This is a genomic window from Bradyrhizobium sp. 191 (genome assembly GCF_023100985.1).
GTDB lineage: Bacteria > Pseudomonadota > Alphaproteobacteria > Rhizobiales > Xanthobacteraceae > Bradyrhizobium > Bradyrhizobium diversitatis.
Genome location: NZ_CP064692.1, coordinates 6,485,873 through 6,502,258, shown reverse-complemented (window position 1 = coordinate 6,502,258; position 16,386 = coordinate 6,485,873). Strand labels below are relative to the sequence as shown.

The following is a 16,386-nucleotide window of genomic DNA, read 5'->3' as shown; positions in this document are numbered from 1 at the left end:
TCGGCCTGAGATCCACCTTGCGACGTTACCTCCTTGCGACGTTACCTCCTTGCGACGTTACCTCCAGGAGACGGATCATGCTTCGCGTCGTCGTCCTGGGCGCCGGGGCCGGCGGCGGAGTTCCGCAATGGAATTGCGGGTGCGAGGGCTGCCGGGCGGCCCGTAGCGGCGGCCACGAGCTTCAAAGGACCCAAGCCTCGGTGGCCTTCAGCGGCGACGGCGAGCACTGGTTCCTGATCAACGCCTCCCCCGACCTGCGGCAGCAATTGAATGCCACGCCACAGCTGCACCCCAAGGCGGGCGCACTGCGTCACTCGCCGATTGCGGGCGTGATCTTGACCAACAGCGAAGTCGATGCGGTGGCGGGCCTGCTGTCGATGCGCGAGGGCTCGCCGTTCACAATCTATGCGCATCAGAAAGTGCTGGCGATCCTGGACAGCAACAGCATCTTCAATGTGCTGAACGAGAAGCACGTGCGGCGTCAGCCGATCGGCATCAATGAGCCATTCGAGCCCCGCCTGCCGGATGGTGCGCGCTCCGGCCTGGAGGTGCTGGCCTTCGCGGTGCCGGGCAAGTCGGCCTGGTACCTGGAGGGCAAGGCGCATCCGGGCGGCGAGAGCGGCGACGGCGACACGCTGGGCCTTGAGATCACCGACAAGGCGACGGGCGAGTGCTTCTACTTCATCGCGGCCTGTGCCGAGGTGACCGACGCGCTCAAGGCCCGGATTGACGGCGCCGCGCTGGTGTTCTTCGACGGCACGGTCTGGCGCGACGACGAGATGATCAGGGCCGGCCTCGGCCACAAGACCGGCAGGAGCATGGGACATGTCGCCATGTCCGGCGACGACGGAGCGATCGCGCGGCTGGCCGACCTCAGTATCGACAGGAAGCTGTTTCTGCATATCAATAACTCGAATCCGGCGCTGCTGCCCGGCTCGCCCGAGCGCAAGGCCGCCGAGCAGGCGGGCTGGCAGATACCCGCGGATGGAACGGAGATCGTGCTGTGAACGCCGCATCACTGACTGGAATGACCGCGCTCTCGATCGGCAAGGACATCAGGCTCACCAGCGCCGATGAGCTCGAGGCGACGCTGCGCCATATCGGGGCGACGCGCTATCACAGCCTGCATCCGTTCCATAAGCTGCTGCATGGCGGCAAGCTGAACAAGGGCCAGGTGCAGGCCTGGGCGCTCAACCGCTACTATTACCAGAGCACGATCCCGATCAAGGACGCGGTGGTGATCTCGCGCTTCCGCGACCGCGCCATCCGCCTGGAATGGCGCCATCGCATCGAGGACCATGACGGCGACGTCGGCAGCGAGGGCGGCATCGAGCGCTGGCTGAAGCTGACCGAAGGGCTCGGGCTCGATACGGCCTATGTGGAATCCACCGAAGGCATCCTGCCGGCGACGCGCTTCGCGGTCGAAGCCTATGTCCACTATTGCCGCGAGAAGAGCCCGCTGGAGGCGATCGCCTCCTCGCTCACCGAGCTGTTCGCGCCGAACCTGCATGAAGAGCGCATCGCCGGCATGCTGGAGCATTACGATTTCGTCAATCCCGACATCATGAGCTACTTCAAGCGCCGCCTGACCCAGGCGCCGCGCGATGCCAATTTCGCGCTCGACTATGTCAAGACGCATGCGAGGACTCCGGAGGAGCGCGCCTCCGTCTGCAATGCGCTGATCTTCAAGACCAACGTGCTGTGGGTGCAGCTCGACGCGCTGCAGCACGCCTATGTCGAGGGCCACATTCCGCCGGGCGCGTTCGTGCCCAAAGCGAGCTGAGGAACAAGCGCAATGGCCGAGCCGCGGAACATCAGCGTCAGCGAGGCAAGCCGCCCCGTGCTGCCGCGGCATGCCAAGCTGAAATATGACGAGACACGAAAAGTCTGGGTGATCCTGGCGCCGGAGCGCGTGCTGGCCCCGGACGAGATCGCAGTCGAGGTTTTGCAGCTCTGCAACGGCGAACGCAATGTCGGCGACGTCGCCGATCAGCTCGCGGCGAAATATGCCGCGCCGCGCGAGGCGATCCTGGCCGATGTCATCGCCATGCTGCAGGACCTCGCGGACAAGGGCTTTCTCACCGAGATCAGGGAGAAGACGTCATGAGCGACGTGACCATCCCACCCAGCGACAGCCTCGCGGTGCTGGAGAAACAGCGCTCGACGGCGGAGACCTTCGGCATCCCGCTCGCGGTGCTGCTCGAGATCACCCATCGCTGCCCGCTGCAATGCCCCTATTGCTCCAACCCGGTCGAGCTCGACCGCTCGGCCAAGGAGCTGACCACCGGGGAATGGAAGAAGGTCTTGAGCGAGCTCGCCGAGATCGGCGTGCTCCAGGTGCATTTCTCCGGCGGCGAGCCGACCGCGCGCAAGGACCTCGTCGAGCTGGTGAAGCACGCCAGCGACGCCGGGCTCTATACCAACCTGATCACCTCGGCCGTGCTGCTGACGCGCGAGAAGCTCGGCGATCTCGCGGATGCCGGGCTCTGCCATGTGCAGATCTCTTTCCAGGGCATCGAGGAACGCCTTGCCGATCGCGTCGCCGGCTACAAAGGCGGCCATCGCAAGAAGCTCGAAGTCGCGAAATGGACGCGCGAGCTCGACCTGCCGCTCACCGTGAACGCGGTGATGCACCGGCAGAACCTGCATCAGCTCCCCGACATCATCCAAATGGCGCTCGATCTCGATGCCGACCGGCTCGAGGTCGCCAATGTCCAGTATTACGGCTGGGCGCTGAAGAACCGCGCCGCTCTGATGCCGACCGTGGCGCAGCTCGATGAGTGCACCCGCCTCGTCGAGGAGGCACGGGAGCGGCTGAAGGGCCGGCTGACGATCGATTACGTCGTCCCTGATTATTACGCGCTGCGGCCGAAGAAATGCATGGGCGGCTGGGGCCGGCAGTTCTTCAACATCTCGCCCGCCGGCAAGGTGCTGCCGTGCCATGCCGCCGAGAGCATCACCGGGCTCGACTTCGAATCCGTGCGCTCCAACCATTCGATCGCCTGGATCTGGCAGAATTCCGAGGCCTTCAATCGCTATCGCGGCACCAGCTGGATGAAGGAGCCGTGCAAATCTTGCGAGTTCCGCGAGATCGATTTCGGCGGCTGCCGCTGCCAGGCCTTCGCGCTGACGGGTGATGCGGCCAATACCGATCCGGCCTGCGCGCTGTCGCCGCTGCACGAGACGATCTTCAAGCAGGCCGAGCGCGAAGCCGAAGGCGAGACCAACCGCTTCCTCTATCGCAATTTCGCCGGCGGCACTCTGGAATCCGAGAATGGGACCTGACGCCGACGCGGCCAGCGCGGTCAAACGCGCCGACCCCTTTGCACCGCTGACCTCCGAGATGCTCGATGTCGGCGACGGCCACGAGCTCCATGTCGAGAGCGTCGGCCGCGCTGACGGAATCCCTGCGGTCTATCTGCATGGCGGGCCCGGCAGCGGCTGCCAGCCCGACCATCGCCGACTGTTCGACCCTGATCGTTTCTGCGCCGTATTGTTCGACCAGCGCGGCTGCGGCCGCAGCCGGCCCAAGGGATCGCGCGCGGACAACACCACGGCGCATCTGGTCGCGGACATGGAGAAGATCCGCGAGAAATTCGGCTTCACACGCTGGATGGTGGTCGGCGGCTCCTGGGGCGCGACGCTGGCGCTAGCCTACGCCGAGGCGCATCCGGAGCGCGTCTCCGGCATTGCGCTGCGCGCAACCTTCCTTGGCACGCGGGCGGAGGTCGAGGCGGCCTTCACCTCGCGCCTGTCCCAGTTCTATCCCGCGCTCTACGAGGATTTCCTGAGCGTGCTGACGAGCGAAGAGCGCGCGCAACCGGTGGGCGCCTATTGGCGCCGTATCCTCGATGCCGATCCTGCCGTGCACGGTCCCGCGGCGCGGGCCTGGCACGACGTTGAACGCACCCTGTCCGAGCACAAGCCGGCACGGACCCGGCTGGACCTCGCCGCGCTGAACGTCTGGCGCACACTGCCGGCGACGCCTTTCATGGAGGCGCATTATTTCGTCAACGACAGCTTCATGAGCGAAGACCAGCTGTTGCGAAACGCGCATCGGCTCGCCGGCATTCCCGGCATCATCGTACAGGGCCGCTATGACCTGTTATGTCCTCCCGGGACATCCCAGGCGCTCGCGAAAGTTTGGCCGGGTTCCGAGATTCGCGTCGTGGAAGAGGCCGGACATTCGCTCTATGATGACGGAGTGAGGGATGCCGTCATGAAGTCGATTGCGGACCTCGCGTCGAAGATCGGGCATTAGGGTCTATCTCCTCATTCTGAGGAGCGCTCGGAGAGCGCGTCTCGAAGGATGAAAGGCCGAGATGCAGCAGCGGGGCCTGCATGGTTCACCCGGCGATGCGTAGCATCGTCCGGATGCTCACCATGAGGGTCTGGGTTCGCATGGGAAGGACAACAAGAAAATGCCGCTCGCCGCGAAAGGCATGCTGCTGACGTCGATGAACATCGACGCAGCCGATGAGGCCGATTTCAACCGCTGGTACGATCGTGAGCATCTGGAAGAGCGCGTCGCGATCGAGGGGTTCCTCGAAGCGCGGCGCTATGTCGCGCATGCCGCCAATCCCAAATATCTCAGCCTGTATTCGACCGCGACGCTCGACGTGCTCGACAGCCCCGCCTATCGGGCGCGGCTCGCGAATCCGACCGACTGGTCGCGGCAGACCATGGCGCGCTTCAAGGACATGCTGCGCGTCGTCGCGCGCATCACCATCAGCAACGGCACCGGGCGCGGGGCCGCGCTCGGCCTGGTGCGTCTGCGGCCGACGCCCGACAATGCGGGAGCGTGGCGTGATGCACTGCAAGACAGACTGATGCCGGAGACGCGCGACGGCATCATCTCCATGCATCTGCTCGAGAGCGAGCCGGAACTGTCGGGTGCAACGGCAGGAATTCCGGCGACAGCTAATGAAGGCGCGCGCGACTGGTTCGTGCTGATCGACGGCACGCATATCGGCGCAGTCTCGGCCGTGATCGCCGAGCGCTTCACGGGACCTGCCGCATCCCCGTTGCCGCCTCCCGTCTCCGTCGGCACCTACTGCCTGATGTGGGATCTCGCGAAGAGCGACATCGCGCAGAACTGATGTAGCGGGATTGCCGCGCTGTCCACCGACGCCGTCATTGCGAGTTGGGACCGGCATTGAGGAGCCGACGCGCGCTGGATGAAACTGTCGGAGCGTGGGCAAATGCGGTATTTTGAGAGGCCGTCGGCAAAGAGGTCGATTACTCTCTGGTGCGCGAGAGCCCGGTTGCGAGTTGGACCCGGGTTGCCTGGATAACCCACACTGGCGCGGAGGGGCTGCATGGCCCTCGAGCACGCTTCCTAGCATTCTTTTCTGACAGGCGCCTATGCCGCCGGCGCTAACTGTTGAGGAGAGGAGCATGGATATTTTGTATGAGCGGGTGGCGGGGCTGGATGTACACAGGGACACGGTCGTGGCCTGCGTGCGGATCATGGTCGATGGCAAGGCGCAGCGGGAGTGCCGGACTTTTGCGGCCACGACGGACCCGCTCGTGGAGCTGAGAAGGTGGCTGGAAGAAAGCCGGTGCACGCATGTGGCGGTGGAGGCGACGGGCGTCTACTGGATGCCGGTGTTCCGGATCCTGGGCGAAGGCGCCTTTGAATTGATCGTCGCCAATGCGGCGCATATCAAGAATGTGCCGGGACGCAAGACCGACATGAACGATGCGATGTGGATCGCCGATCTGTTGGCCTGCGGGCTGATCAAAGGCAGCTTCATTCCCGAGGAGAAGGTACAGGAGCTGCGCGCGCTGACGCGAACGCGCAAGCAACTGGTGCGCGAGCAGGCGCGGCACGTGCAGCGGATCGACAAGACGCTGGCGGAAGCCAACATCAAGCTCGGCTCGGTGATCTCCGACATCATGGGCGCGAGCGGCCGGCGGATCATCCAGGCGATGATCGACGGCGTCCGGCAGCCGAACAAGCTGGCCGAGCTTGCCGGCAAGCAGCTCAAGGCGTCGCCGAAGGAGCTTTACGATGCGTTGCACGGGCGCCTGACGGATCACCATCGCTTTCTGCTCGCGCTTCACCTGAAGCAACGCGATGGTCTGGATGAGACGATCCGCAAGCTTGATGTCGAAATCGCTCAGCGGATCGAGGGCATGGAAGCGGAGGCAGGCGGTGGCAAGATCCCCTTTCGCCACTTGATCGGATTGTTGACCACGGTCCCCGGGATCAGCGCGGTGGCAGCGCCGGCAATTTTATCCGAGATCGGCGCCGATATGAGCCGCTTCGAGACTGCCGGCCATCTCGTTGCCTGGGCCGGCCTGTGCCCCGGGCAGAACGAGAGCGCCGGCAAGCGCAAGTCCTCGCGCCTGCGCAAGGGGGCGCCGTGGCTCAAGACGATGCTCGTTCAATGTGCTTGGGCCGCCAAGCGCTCAAAGAACAGTTACTACCGAGCGCAGTTCTTCCGCTTGCAGGCCAGACGCGGACCTCAAAAAGCCATCTGCGCTGTCGCCGCCTCGCTCCTCACCGCCATCTACCACATCCTCAAAAACGGCACCGAGCACCACGACCTCGGCGCCGCCTACTTCGACCGTCGGCCCACCGAGGTCAAGGCAAGCCGCTTGGTCGCGCGCCTCAAAAAGCTCGGCTTCACCGTCCAACTCCAGCACATCGCGGAGGCGGCCTGACCCTAAACAACCAGCAGTTTCTTCCTAGCGCAGCGAAGCAATCCAGACTGCGGCCGCAGTGACACTCTGGATTGCTTCGTCGCAAGGGCTCCTCGCAATGACGTGGATGGAGCGCAGCGCAACATGCTGCACCGCCGCATGCCTGCGCACGCCGTTAATGCTGTGCACGCGTAGCTCCCATGAAAGCCGTGCCGCGCGCAAATTTGCCGTTGTACTTCGGAACGGTTCTAATAAGCTAACCCAATGACGTCATTCAGAAACCAGATCGAGATGCGTTAAGCGTCCGCCACGCTCAAACAAAAAAGGCCGCGGGGTCTTTGAGCCTGCGCGGACAGGGTAGGAATGAAACCGACCGATATCGCGGCCCCCGACTACTTTCACAAAGTGGTCGATTGCCAATGGGCCTGTCCTGCGCACACCCCGGTTCCCGAATACATCCGACTGATCGCACAAGGCCGCTACAGCGACGCCTACATGATCAATTGGAAGTCGAACGTGTTTCCCGGAATCCTGGGACGCACCTGCGATCGTCCCTGCGAGCCCGCGTGTCGCCGCGGACGCGTCGAGGAGACTCCGGTCGCGATCTGCCGCCTCAAGCGCGTCGCCGCCGACTTCAAGGACGACATCAAGCAGCGCCTGCCGCGGCCCGCGCCGAAGAACGGCAAGCGTATCGCGCTGGTGGGCGGCGGCCCCGCTTCGCTGACGGTGGCGCGCGATCTCGCGCCGCTCGGCTATCATTGCACGGTGTTCGATGCCGATCCGGAAGCCGGCGGCATGATGCGCACGCAGATTCCGAAATTCCGCCTGCCCAATTCGGTGATCGACGAGGAGACCGGCTACATCCTGGGTCTCGGTGTCGAGTTCAAGGGCGGTCACCGCATCGACAGCATGAAGGCGCTGCTCGCGGAGAAATACGACGCGATCTTCGTCGGCTCCGGCGCACCGCGCGGCCGCGAGCTCGACATTCCCGGCCGGAAGGAAGCCGCCGGCAACATCCATATCGGCATCGAATGGCTGGCCAACGTGTCGTTCGGCCATGTCGACAAGATCGGCAAGCGCGTGATCGTGCTCGGCGGCGGCAACACCGCGATGGATTGCTGCCGAACCGCGCGCCGCCTCGGCGGCGAGAAAGTCACGGTGATCGTGCGCTCCGGCTTCGAGGAGATGAAGGCCTCGCCGTGGGAGAAGGAGGACGCGATCCACGAGGATATTCCGATCCTCAACTACATGGTGCCGGTGGCATTCAAGCAGGTCGCCGGCAAGCTCATCGGCGTCACCTTCCAGCACGTCAAAGCCGAATATGACGCCAAAGGCCGCCGTAACCTCGTGCCCTCGGGCGACCCCGATCAGACCATTCCCTGCGACGACGTGCTGGTCGCGGTCGGCCAGGAGAACGCCTTCCCCTGGATCGAGCAGGATTGCGGCATCGAGTTCGACAAATGGCACATGCCCAAGGTCGACCCCAAGACCTTCGCTTCGACCAACCCGAAAGTATTCTTCGGGGGCGACGCCGCGTTCGGTCCCAAGAACATCATCTGGGCGGTCGCGCACGGCCATGATGCCGCGCTGTCGATCCACAAGATGCTGTCGGGTGAGGATATCAGCGAGCGGCCGCTGCCGGAGGTGCATGTCTCCTCGCAGAAGATGGGCATCCACGAATGGAGCTATGACAACGACATCTCCGTCGACAAGCGCTACAAGGTGCCGCATCGCGACAAGGTCGTCGCGCTCAAGGACATCCGCGCCGAGGTCGAGCTCGGCTACGACGTCAAGCTTGCGCTCGGCGAGGCGCATCGCTGTCTGAACTGCGACGTACAGACCGTGTTCTCGACCTCGCTCTGCATCGAATGCGATGCCTGCGTCGACATCTGCCCGATGGATTGCATCACCTTCACTGATAACGGCGAGGAAAGCGACCTGCGCCAGCGCCTGAAGGCGCCTTCACTCCATCCGGACCAGGATCTCTACGTCTCCGGCGACCTCAAGACCGGACGGGTGATGGTCAAGGACGAGGACGTCTGCCTGCATTGCGGGCTGTGCGCCGAGCGTTGTCCCACCGGCGCCTGGGACATGCAGAAATATTTGATCGATATGACCCACGCAGGTTCGACATGTCCGACAAAAAGCCGATCAGCAGCGTAAACGACTTCGTCGTCCGCTTCGCCAACGTCAACGGCTCGGGCTCGGCCAGCGCCAACGAGATGTTTGCCCGCGCGATCCTGCGCCACGGCGTGCCGGTGTCGCCGCGCAACATCTTCCCCTCCAACATCCAGGGCCTGCCGACCTGGTACGAGGTGCGGGTGACGGAAGCCGGCCATCTCGGCGCCCGCGGCGGCGTCGACATGATGGTGGCGATGAACCCGCAGACCTGGGACAAGGATGTCGCCGGCATCGAGCCCGGAGGCTACCTGTTCTACGATTCCACCAAGCCGATGCCGTCGACCAAATTCCGCGACGACATCACCGTGATCGGCGTGCCGCTGACCGCGATCACCAACTCGACCTATACCGATCCGCGCCAGCGCCAGCTGTTCAAGAACATCATCTATTTGGGCGCGCTCTCGGCGCTGCTCGACATGGACCCCAAGCTGATCGAGCAGCTGATCGGCGAGCAGTACAAGGGCAAGGAGAAGCTGCTGTCGTCCAACGTGCACGCGCTGCATCTCGGACGCGACTGGGCGCTGCAGAACCTGAAATGCCCGATCGGGCTCAGGGTGAACAAATCCGACAAGGTCGGCGACCGCATCTTCATCGAGGGCAACAGCGCCGCCGCGCTCGGCGCGGTCTATGGCGGCGCCACGGTGTGCGCGTGGTATCCGATCACGCCGTCCTCGTCGGTGGCGGAGGCGTTCACCGCCCACTGCAAGAAGTACCGGCACGATCCGGAGACGGGCAAGGCGAAGTACGCGATCGTGCAGGGCGAGGACGAGCTGGCCTCCATCGGCATCGTCATCGGCGCGTCCTGGAACGGCGCCCGCGCTTTCACCGCGACCTCGGGCCCCGGCATTTCGCTGATGACGGAATTCATCGGCCTCTCCTATTTCGCCGAGATCCCGGCCGTGATCATGAACATCCAGCGCGCCGGCCCCTCCACGGGCATGCCGACCCGCACCCAGCAATGCGACATCATCGCCTGCGCCTATGCCTCGCATGGCGACACCAAGCATGTGCTGCTATTCCCGGAAGATCCCGCCGAGGCGTTCGAGTTCGCGGCGGCCGCCTTCGACCTCGCCGAACGGCTCCAGACCACCATCTTCCTGATGCTCGATCTCGACATCGGCATGAACCACCGGCTCTCCCGTCCGCTGAAATGGGACGACGCCAAGCAGTATGACCGCGGCAAGATCATGACCGCAGAGATGCTGGAGGAGGGCCGCGACTTCGGCCGCTATCTCGACGTCGACGGCGACGGCATTCCCTACCGCACCTATCCCGGCACACATCCGACCAAGGGCTCCTATTTCACCCGCGGCACGTCGCGCGACCGCTATGCGCGTTACTCCGAGGAAGGCACGGTCTACGCCGACAACATGCAGCGCCTGGTGCGCAAGTTCGAGACTGCACAGGACCTGGTGCCGCGGCCGCTGCAGGCCAATGCGGAGCGTCCGACCAAATATGGCGTGATCTATTTCGGCTCGACCTCGCCGGCGATGGACGAGGCGATCGGGTTGCTCGAGGCGCGCGGGCATCAGCTCGACCGCCTGCGCATCCGCGCCTTCCCGTTCCACTCGAGCGTCGCGAGCTTCCTCGCCGAGCACGATTTCGTCTATGTGGTCGAGCAGAACCGCGACAGCCAGCTGCGCCAGCTCATCGTCAACGAGAACGGCATCGATCCCGTCCGCCTCGTGCCAATCGTGCATTACGACGGCACACCGATCACCGCCCGCTTCATCGCCAAGGCCATTGGCGACCACCAGGATCACCTCAAGGTGACCCCGCTCCGCAAGGCCGTGTCATGATGGCAAGCTGCATCCACATCGTCATTGCGAGCGCAGCGAAGCAATCCAGACTGCCTCCGTGGAAAGACTCTGGATTGCTTCGCTGCGCTCGCAATGACGGAGTGCGGTTGCGACGGCTCGGCCGAGTGCAAAGAGACGTCGGATTGCGGAGAGGGAGCAGAGAGAGACGGGCATGACCTACATCGCAAAGCCGAAATTCCATCATCCGGGCCTGAAGAAGAACGAGCTCGGCTACACGCATCGCGACTACGAGGGCAAGATCTCGACGCTGTGTGCCGGCTGCGGCCACGATTCGATCACGGCCTCGATCATCGAGGCCTGCTACGAACTCTCGATCGAGCCGCACCGGGTGGCAAAGATCTCCGGCATCGGCTGCTCGTCGAAGACGCCGGACTATTTCCTCGGCAATTCGCACGGCTTCAACTCCGTGCACGGCCGTATGCCATCCGTGCTGACCGGCGCCAACCTCGCCAACCGCGACCTGATCTATCTCGGCGTCTCCGGCGACGGCGATTCCGCCTCGATCGGTTTCGGCCAGTTCGCGCATTCGATCCGCCGCGGCGTCAACATGACCTATATCGTCGAGAACAACGGCGTCTACGGCCTGACCAAGGGCCAGTTCTCGGCGACCGCCGACCGCGGCTCGAAGAGCAAGAAAGGCGTCACCAATACCGACAACCCGATCGACCTCGTCGCGATCGCCCTGCAGCTGGGGGCCACCTTCGTCGCGCGCTCGTTCTCCGGCGACAAGAGCCAGCTGGTGCCGCTGATCGCCGCCGCGATCGGCCACAAGGGCGCCTCCTTCATCGACGTCATCAGCCCCTGCATCGCCTTCAACAATCACGCCGGCTCGACCAAGAGCTTCGACTATGTCCGCGAGCACAACGACGCGGTGAACCGGCTCGACGTGCTGGTCGGCCGCGATCCGATCGCCGTCGATTACGCGCCGGGGACGGTGCAGGTGGTCGAGCAGCACGACGGCAGCAGGATTGCGCTGCGCAAGATCGATGCCGACTACGATCCGCATGACCGCCTGGGCGCGATGACCTTCCTGCAGAAGCACGCCGCCAAGGGCCAGATCGTCACCGGCCTGCTCTATGTCGATCCCGACGCGGAAGACATGCACGAGCATCTCAATACGGTCGAGACGCCGCTCAACAGCCTGGAGGCGGACTCGCTGTGCCCGGGCTCGGCGGTGCTGGACAAGTTCAACGCCAGCCTGCGGTGATCATCGGCGCCGGACCGAAACGGGCTGCCTGACTCGCACGGTGATCTTCTCGGACACGACGGGCGGTTCGAACGGATAGTGCTTCGCATCGCCGAGCACCAGCTGCAACGTGTGCGTGCCGGGCGGAAGCTCGAGAAACGTCTCGGTCTGCCCTGCTCCGAAATGCAGATGGGACTTGTCCTGCGGGATCGGTTCCTTGGGATCGATGGGAGTGTTGACGTCGACCAGCAAATGATGATGACCGGCGTTCTGGTAGTCGTCGCCGGCATGCGTGACGCCCATATTGCGCAGGCCGAACCGCACCCAGAACCCGCCACGGATCTTCTGCCCGTCCTGCGGGGTGATGAAATAGAGCTTCGCGTCCTTGGGAGCGGTCTTGCCCTGAGAGCAAGCCGTGCCCGGCAGCAATGCGAGCGCCGCCGCCAGCGCGGCGCAGCAAATGATCTTCATCAAACCTACTCCAACTCAAAAGCCGCGATGCGATCGGGATGAATCGTCATCGCGGTTTGGGTTATTGCTTGAGCATGATCCTTTCGGAAAACCGCTGCACGCTTTTCCGGATCATGCGTCAGGGACTGAGTGCGATCCGGAATCCATGCGTGGGATAACGGACATTGGTATCGTAGCCATCGCGGTTGGACGGCCGCACGTATCTCGAATCGTTCTTCCAGGAGCCCGAGCGCAGGACGTGCGATGAGCAGTCGCCGCTCGACCATGCCGAACCGTCGACCGGCGCGCCCTGATAGTTCTTGTGCCAGCAGTCCTCGACCCACTGGTCGATGCCGCCGCCCATGTCGTGGAGCCCGAATGGATTGGGCTTGAAGCTGCCGACCTTCGCCGGCTGCTCGGCGGCGAGGTCGCCGCAGTCCTTGCATCCGGCCATGCCCGGCTGGAGCTTGTCGCCCCACCAATACTTGGTTTGCGTTCCGCCGCGGGCCGCATATTCCCATTCGGCCTCGCTCGGGAGCCGATACGGCTTCTTCGTCGCCTGCGACAGAAAGGCGGCATATTGCTGCGCGTCAGTCCAGCTCACGTTGCTGACCGGCGCATCGTCCTTGCCGGTCGCGGTGAAACCACACGCGCCCGCAGCCGCGCATTCGTTCCACTCCCGCACCGTCACCGGATATTTTCCGATCGAGAACGGCTTGACGGTGACCTGGTGGACGGGACGCTCGGTCGGATCATCATTGCTTCCCATCGCGAAACTGCCGCCGCGAATGGCGACCATTTCGGGCTCGCGCACCGGGGTCGCGGACGCGCTTGGCGCCGGCGCGGGCGATGAAGGCGCCGAAGCCAATGAGGGAGACGGTTGCGGCACCTGCGGCGCCTGCGTCGCCGCTTCACGCGGCGGGGCTTGCGGAGCGGGGGACGGCGCCGGAGAAGCGGCGGGCGTTGCGACCTGCTCGCCCACCCTGCCCTGAGGCTGCGCCAGCAAATACCAGAGTGCGCCGGCGGCAATGACCAGCAGCGTGATGCCCAGGAGAAAGATCAGCGTGTTCTCGCGCCGGCTTCTTGTCTTGCCGACGGCATCGGCATCCGGCAGCACCCGATAGACGCGCACGGGATCGGTGATGTTCTTGACCTTGCGGTCGCCGAGCGACTCATAGCCGCACACGACCTTGTGCTTGATCTGTTCGTAGATCGCGCCGGAGATGTAGACCTGCCCCGGTTCCGCGATACCCTCGATACGCGTGGCGATGTTGACGCCGTCACCATAGATGTCGTCCGGCTCCACGATGACATCGCCGAGATTGACGCCAATCCGATATTCGAGCCGGGAATGCTTGGGAAGCGAGGCGTTGCGGCCGATGAGATTCTGCTGGATGACGATGCTGCATCGAACGGCCTCCACGGGACTGTCGAAGATGGCGATGAAGCCGTCGCCGGTCGTCTTCACCAGGCTTCCATGGTGTTCGATGATGCTGGGCTGGATGAGATCCCGCTCGATCCGCTTGACGCGAACATGCGTGCCTTCCTCGTCGGCCTGCATCAACCGACTGTAGGAGGCGATGTCACCGACGATGATCGCGGCGAGTCGACGAGGCACTCCGCTGTGCGGCGGCGGCTCATCCTGATTTCCGGATCTGAAGTTGCGAATTTCGCCCATGCAGGGGGACTCCAGAAACTTGCGAGGCAGTCCCATCTTACGACGGCCAAAGGCGGCCGTCTGTGAAGGCTATCACATTGACGAACCGAGACAATGTCGCAGCGATCGCCGGCGTCGGGTTCCAAAGAACCAGGGCGCTGCACGCATTGAACCTTCTTGATCGCAGCAATGACTAAAGCCCGACCGAAGCCTACAGGGCCCGTGTCCCCTGCACGGGGCACACACGCGCGACGTGCGAACGTTGAACGCGAAGCATCTACCGGGCGTCTAAGGGACAGCAGTTCTGTTGTGCTGCGGTAAGGTCGTCACATGAAGCTCTTCCCCATTGCTGCCCTGACTTTTGCTGCCCTGGCTTTCGCTGCCCTGACCGGCGTCGCCCACGCCGATGAGGCCGACAAGGTCCGGGAGACCACAAAGGCCGAAGCCGACGCCTTCAATGCGCGGCTCCATGCGGGGACGCCCGGCGATAAGTCCTATGCCTGCTTCGTCCGTCGCTACGATGCCGAGCATCTGGCGCGGCATCCCAAGCAGAAGGTGGCTTCCATGAAGCTGCTGATCTCGGCGGAAACCGACAAGGAGGACAAGCAGCTGCACAATTCCTTCCGTCTGGGTTTTCGCTATCGCCATCGATCCGGCGATTTCGACTCCAGCGGCTCGTGCGGCAGCCACGCGGTGCTTCTCAGTCAGGGCGACGAGGTCCGCCTGGGCTGCGGCGTGGACTGCGAAGGCGGCGGGATCGAAGTGGCGCTGTCCAAGGACAACAAATCCGCGATCGTCCGCCTCGAGCGGATCAGGGTCTGGCAGAACAACAAGCCGGACGACGACGCCGAGCAATCGCTGGTCGCCGGCGCCGACGACAAGATTTTCCGTCTCGACCGCACCGACAACAGCGAGTGCGCCTCGCTCGTGACCGATCGCAAGGAGCTCGCCGCACTACGCCACAAGTGATAACTCTCGCGCGAACTCGGTCGAGCCGAAGGAGATCGCCATGAACCGACGGAACATCTTGTGGAGCGCCGTCTCGGCCCTGGGTGCGGCGCTCGGTGCCTCCAGCGCGAAAGCTGCGACGGAAGCCGCTGCGAGCAACAAGCTGAAGGTCGTCTATCATCTCAACGATGCCGAGAAGGTCAATTTCGTGCTCGGCAACATCCAGAACCACATCGACGGCGTCGGTGGTCCCGAGCACGTGACCCTCGCGCTGGTGATCCACGGGCCGGCGCTGAAGGCGTTTCACGCAGCGCAGGCCAATCCCGATGTCAGCAAGCGCGTCGGCGCGTTCTCCAGGGACGGCGTCGAGCTCGCCGCCTGCGGCAACACCATGAAGGCGCAGAACGTGACGCTGAAGGAGCTGCTGCCTGGCTTCGTCAGCGCGGAGAACGGCGGCGTGGTCCGGTTGGCCGAATTGCAGTCGCAGGGATATTTGTATCTGCGGCCGTAAGGGCTGAAGAGACGTGGCCTCATTCTCCGTCATTGCGAGCGCAGCGAAGCAATCCAGTCCCTCTGCGGAGGCAGACTGGATTGCTTCGTCGCAAGAGCTCCTCGCAATGACGAATGAGAGAGCCGCGCGCGAACGCCCAGCCTCATATCCCGCTTGACCTATCCATAACCCTGTGGTTATGAGTTATCCATAACTTCCTGGTTATGGATCCCGCATGTCTGCCGCCCACGATCTCCTGTTCCGGACGCTCGCCGATCCGACCCGGCGGGCGATCTTCGAGCGGCTGTGCCGCGAGGGGGAGCAGACGGTCGGGGCCCTGACGGCGCGATCCGGCGTGTCACAGCCGGCGGTGTCGAAACATCTCGGCGCCTTGAAGCAGGCCGGCCTGGTGCGCGACCGCCACGAGGGACGCCAGACCCATTACAGCGCGCGGCCCGGTGCACTCAATCCGCTGATCGACTGGACCGGCCAGATGGCTTCCTTCTGGCAGAACCGGCTCGACGCGCTCGACGATCTCCTGAAGAGGATGGACCAATGACCGAAGCCGCGACCGAAAAGCGTTCAGTCGTCATCGAGCGCGAATTTGCCCATCCGGCTGAACGGATCTGGCGCGCGCTGACGCAGCCGCATCTGATCGAGGAATGGCTGATGAAGAACGACTTCAAGCCGACCGTCGGTCATCGCTTCAACCTGCGCGGCGAATGGGGCGGCGTGCTGGACTGCGAGGTGCTCACCATCGAGCCGCAGAAGACGCTCGCCTACACCTGGAATTTCTCTCACGAGGACGCCGCGTTCGACCTCAAGAGCGTTGTGACCTTCACGCTGACGCCGACGAACACCGGCACGCATCTGCGCGTCGAGCAGGCGGGCTTCAGCCCGACGCAGAAGCAGGCTTTTGGCGGCGCGCATGCCGGCTGGAAGCAGTTTCTGGCCAGGCTGGACGACGTGCTGGCGCGGGCAGGCTAGCTCCGCCGCCGCCAGCTTT

Annotated in this window: 16 protein-coding genes; 14 read left to right on the top strand and 2 right to left on the bottom strand. The window is 64.0% G+C overall.

Features of this window, described 5'->3' with window-relative positions; all coding sequences use genetic code 11:
* The first annotated feature begins 77 nt into the window (after positions 1–77).
* From pqqB to IVB23_RS30385, 10 genes are all read left to right on the top strand, one after another.
* Complete coding sequence (gene pqqB / locus IVB23_RS30430; protein ID WP_247801054.1) at positions 78–1,007, top strand: pyrroloquinoline quinone biosynthesis protein PqqB; 930 nt, start codon at positions 78–80, stop codon at positions 1,005–1,007.
* The gene (gene pqqC, locus IVB23_RS30425) at positions 1,004–1,783 is read left to right on the top strand and encodes a pyrroloquinoline-quinone synthase PqqC (protein WP_061879433.1); all 780 of its coding nucleotides are present in this window, start codon (positions 1,004–1,006) and stop codon (positions 1,781–1,783) included. The genes pqqB and pqqC overlap by 4 nt, the downstream gene beginning before the upstream one ends.
* Positions 1,784–1,795: 12 nt before the next feature.
* Positions 1,796–2,107: a pyrroloquinoline quinone biosynthesis peptide chaperone PqqD gene (gene pqqD, locus IVB23_RS30420; RefSeq protein ID WP_247801053.1), complete on the top strand. Its 312-nt coding sequence runs from the start codon at positions 1,796–1,798 to the stop codon at positions 2,105–2,107.
* A complete protein-coding gene (pqqE, locus tag IVB23_RS30415; protein ID WP_247801052.1) occupies positions 2,104–3,285 on the top strand; it encodes a pyrroloquinoline quinone biosynthesis protein PqqE in 1,182 nt (393 codons plus the stop codon). The genes pqqD and pqqE overlap by 4 nt, the downstream gene beginning before the upstream one ends.
* A complete protein-coding gene (gene pip / locus IVB23_RS30410; protein ID WP_247801051.1) occupies positions 3,275–4,261 on the top strand; it encodes a prolyl aminopeptidase in 987 nt (328 codons plus the stop codon). Before pqqE ends, pip begins: the two co-directional genes overlap by 11 nt.
* 160 nt (positions 4,262–4,421) lie before the next feature.
* On the top strand, positions 4,422–5,099 hold the full coding sequence (locus IVB23_RS30405; RefSeq protein ID WP_061879429.1) for a DUF4286 family protein: 678 nt from the start codon (positions 4,422–4,424) through the stop codon (positions 5,097–5,099).
* Positions 5,100–5,397: 298 nt separating this feature from the next.
* The gene (locus IVB23_RS30400) at positions 5,398–6,669 is read left to right on the top strand and encodes an IS110 family transposase (RefSeq protein ID WP_247799878.1); all 1,272 of its coding nucleotides are present in this window, start codon (positions 5,398–5,400) and stop codon (positions 6,667–6,669) included.
* 342 nt (positions 6,670–7,011) lie between these two features.
* Positions 7,012–8,811, top strand: coding sequence for an FAD-dependent oxidoreductase (locus IVB23_RS30395; RefSeq protein WP_247801050.1), 1,800 nt, complete (start codon positions 7,012–7,014; stop codon positions 8,809–8,811).
* The gene (locus tag IVB23_RS30390; RefSeq protein WP_061879427.1) at positions 8,781–10,628 is read left to right on the top strand and encodes a 2-oxoacid:acceptor oxidoreductase subunit alpha; all 1,848 of its coding nucleotides are present in this window, start codon (positions 8,781–8,783) and stop codon (positions 10,626–10,628) included. The genes IVB23_RS30395 and IVB23_RS30390 overlap by 31 nt, the downstream gene beginning before the upstream one ends.
* Before the next feature lie 172 nt (positions 10,629–10,800).
* Complete coding sequence (locus tag IVB23_RS30385) at positions 10,801–11,856, top strand: 2-oxoacid:ferredoxin oxidoreductase subunit beta (RefSeq protein ID WP_061879426.1); 1,056 nt, start codon at positions 10,801–10,803, stop codon at positions 11,854–11,856.
* Here the strand turns inward: IVB23_RS30385 and IVB23_RS30380 are convergent, their stop codons facing one another.
* Both IVB23_RS30380 and IVB23_RS30375 read right to left on the bottom strand, forming a co-directional pair.
* Positions 11,857–12,306, bottom strand: a complete 450-nt coding sequence (locus tag IVB23_RS30380; RefSeq protein ID WP_061879425.1) for a DUF4399 domain-containing protein — start codon at positions 12,304–12,306, stop codon at positions 11,857–11,859. It lies immediately after the preceding gene.
* Positions 12,307–12,424: 118 nt separating this feature from the next.
* Positions 12,425–13,963 (bottom strand): SUMF1/EgtB/PvdO family nonheme iron enzyme, encoded by a 1,539-nt coding sequence (locus IVB23_RS30375; protein ID WP_061879424.1) that lies wholly within the window; start codon positions 13,961–13,963, stop codon positions 12,425–12,427.
* A gap of 309 nt (positions 13,964–14,272) precedes the next feature.
* Here IVB23_RS30375 and IVB23_RS30370 point away from each other — a divergent pair, with 309 nt between their 5' ends.
* From IVB23_RS30370 to IVB23_RS30355, 4 genes are all read left to right on the top strand, one after another.
* The gene (locus tag IVB23_RS30370; RefSeq protein WP_247801049.1) at positions 14,273–14,911 is read left to right on the top strand and encodes a hypothetical protein; all 639 of its coding nucleotides are present in this window, start codon (positions 14,273–14,275) and stop codon (positions 14,909–14,911) included.
* Between the two features lie 40 nt (positions 14,912–14,951).
* Positions 14,952–15,401: a DsrE family protein gene (locus IVB23_RS30365; RefSeq protein WP_197968827.1), complete on the top strand. Its 450-nt coding sequence runs from the start codon at positions 14,952–14,954 to the stop codon at positions 15,399–15,401.
* A gap of 214 nt (positions 15,402–15,615) precedes the next feature.
* Positions 15,616–15,939 carry a metalloregulator ArsR/SmtB family transcription factor gene (locus IVB23_RS30360; protein WP_061879421.1) on the top strand — a complete coding sequence of 108 codons (324 nt, stop codon included), beginning with the start codon at positions 15,616–15,618 and terminating at the stop codon, positions 15,937–15,939.
* Positions 15,936–16,367 (top strand): SRPBCC domain-containing protein, encoded by a 432-nt coding sequence (locus IVB23_RS30355; protein WP_197968920.1) that lies wholly within the window; start codon positions 15,936–15,938, stop codon positions 16,365–16,367. The genes IVB23_RS30360 and IVB23_RS30355 overlap by 4 nt, the downstream gene beginning before the upstream one ends.
* Positions 16,368–16,386: the final 19 nt, after the last annotated feature.

Excerpts from the sequence above, each read along its gene's own strand:
- IVB23_RS30400 (WP_247799878.1), top strand. The coding sequence starts at position 5,398 with ATGGATATTTTGTATGAGCGGGTGGCGGGGCTGGATGTACACAGGGAC.
- IVB23_RS30390 (WP_061879427.1), top strand. The coding sequence starts at position 8,781 with ATGTCCGACAAAAAGCCGATCAGCAGCGTAAACGACTTCGTCGTCCGC.
- pqqB (WP_247801054.1), top strand. The coding sequence starts at position 78 with ATGCTTCGCGTCGTCGTCCTGGGCGCCGGGGCCGGCGGCGGAGTTCCG.
- IVB23_RS30405 (WP_061879429.1), top strand. The coding sequence starts at position 4,422 with ATGCCGCTCGCCGCGAAAGGCATGCTGCTGACGTCGATGAACATCGAC.
- IVB23_RS30360 (WP_061879421.1), top strand. The coding sequence starts at position 15,616 with ATGTCTGCCGCCCACGATCTCCTGTTCCGGACGCTCGCCGATCCGACC.
- IVB23_RS30385 (WP_061879426.1), top strand. The coding sequence starts at position 10,801 with ATGACCTACATCGCAAAGCCGAAATTCCATCATCCGGGCCTGAAGAAG.
- IVB23_RS30365 (WP_197968827.1), top strand. The coding sequence starts at position 14,952 with ATGAACCGACGGAACATCTTGTGGAGCGCCGTCTCGGCCCTGGGTGCG.
- pqqE (WP_247801052.1), top strand. The coding sequence starts at position 2,104 with ATGAGCGACGTGACCATCCCACCCAGCGACAGCCTCGCGGTGCTGGAG.
- IVB23_RS30380 (WP_061879425.1), bottom strand. The coding sequence starts at position 12,306 with ATGAAGATCATTTGCTGCGCCGCGCTGGCGGCGGCGCTCGCATTGCTG.
- IVB23_RS30355 (WP_197968920.1), top strand. The coding sequence starts at position 15,936 with ATGACCGAAGCCGCGACCGAAAAGCGTTCAGTCGTCATCGAGCGCGAA.
- IVB23_RS30375 (WP_061879424.1), bottom strand. The coding sequence starts at position 13,963 with ATGGGCGAAATTCGCAACTTCAGATCCGGAAATCAGGATGAGCCGCCG.
- IVB23_RS30395 (WP_247801050.1), top strand. The coding sequence starts at position 7,012 with ATGAAACCGACCGATATCGCGGCCCCCGACTACTTTCACAAAGTGGTC.
- IVB23_RS30370 (WP_247801049.1), top strand. The coding sequence starts at position 14,273 with ATGAAGCTCTTCCCCATTGCTGCCCTGACTTTTGCTGCCCTGGCTTTC.
- pip (WP_247801051.1), top strand. The coding sequence starts at position 3,275 with ATGGGACCTGACGCCGACGCGGCCAGCGCGGTCAAACGCGCCGACCCC.
- pqqD (WP_247801053.1), top strand. The coding sequence starts at position 1,796 with ATGGCCGAGCCGCGGAACATCAGCGTCAGCGAGGCAAGCCGCCCCGTG.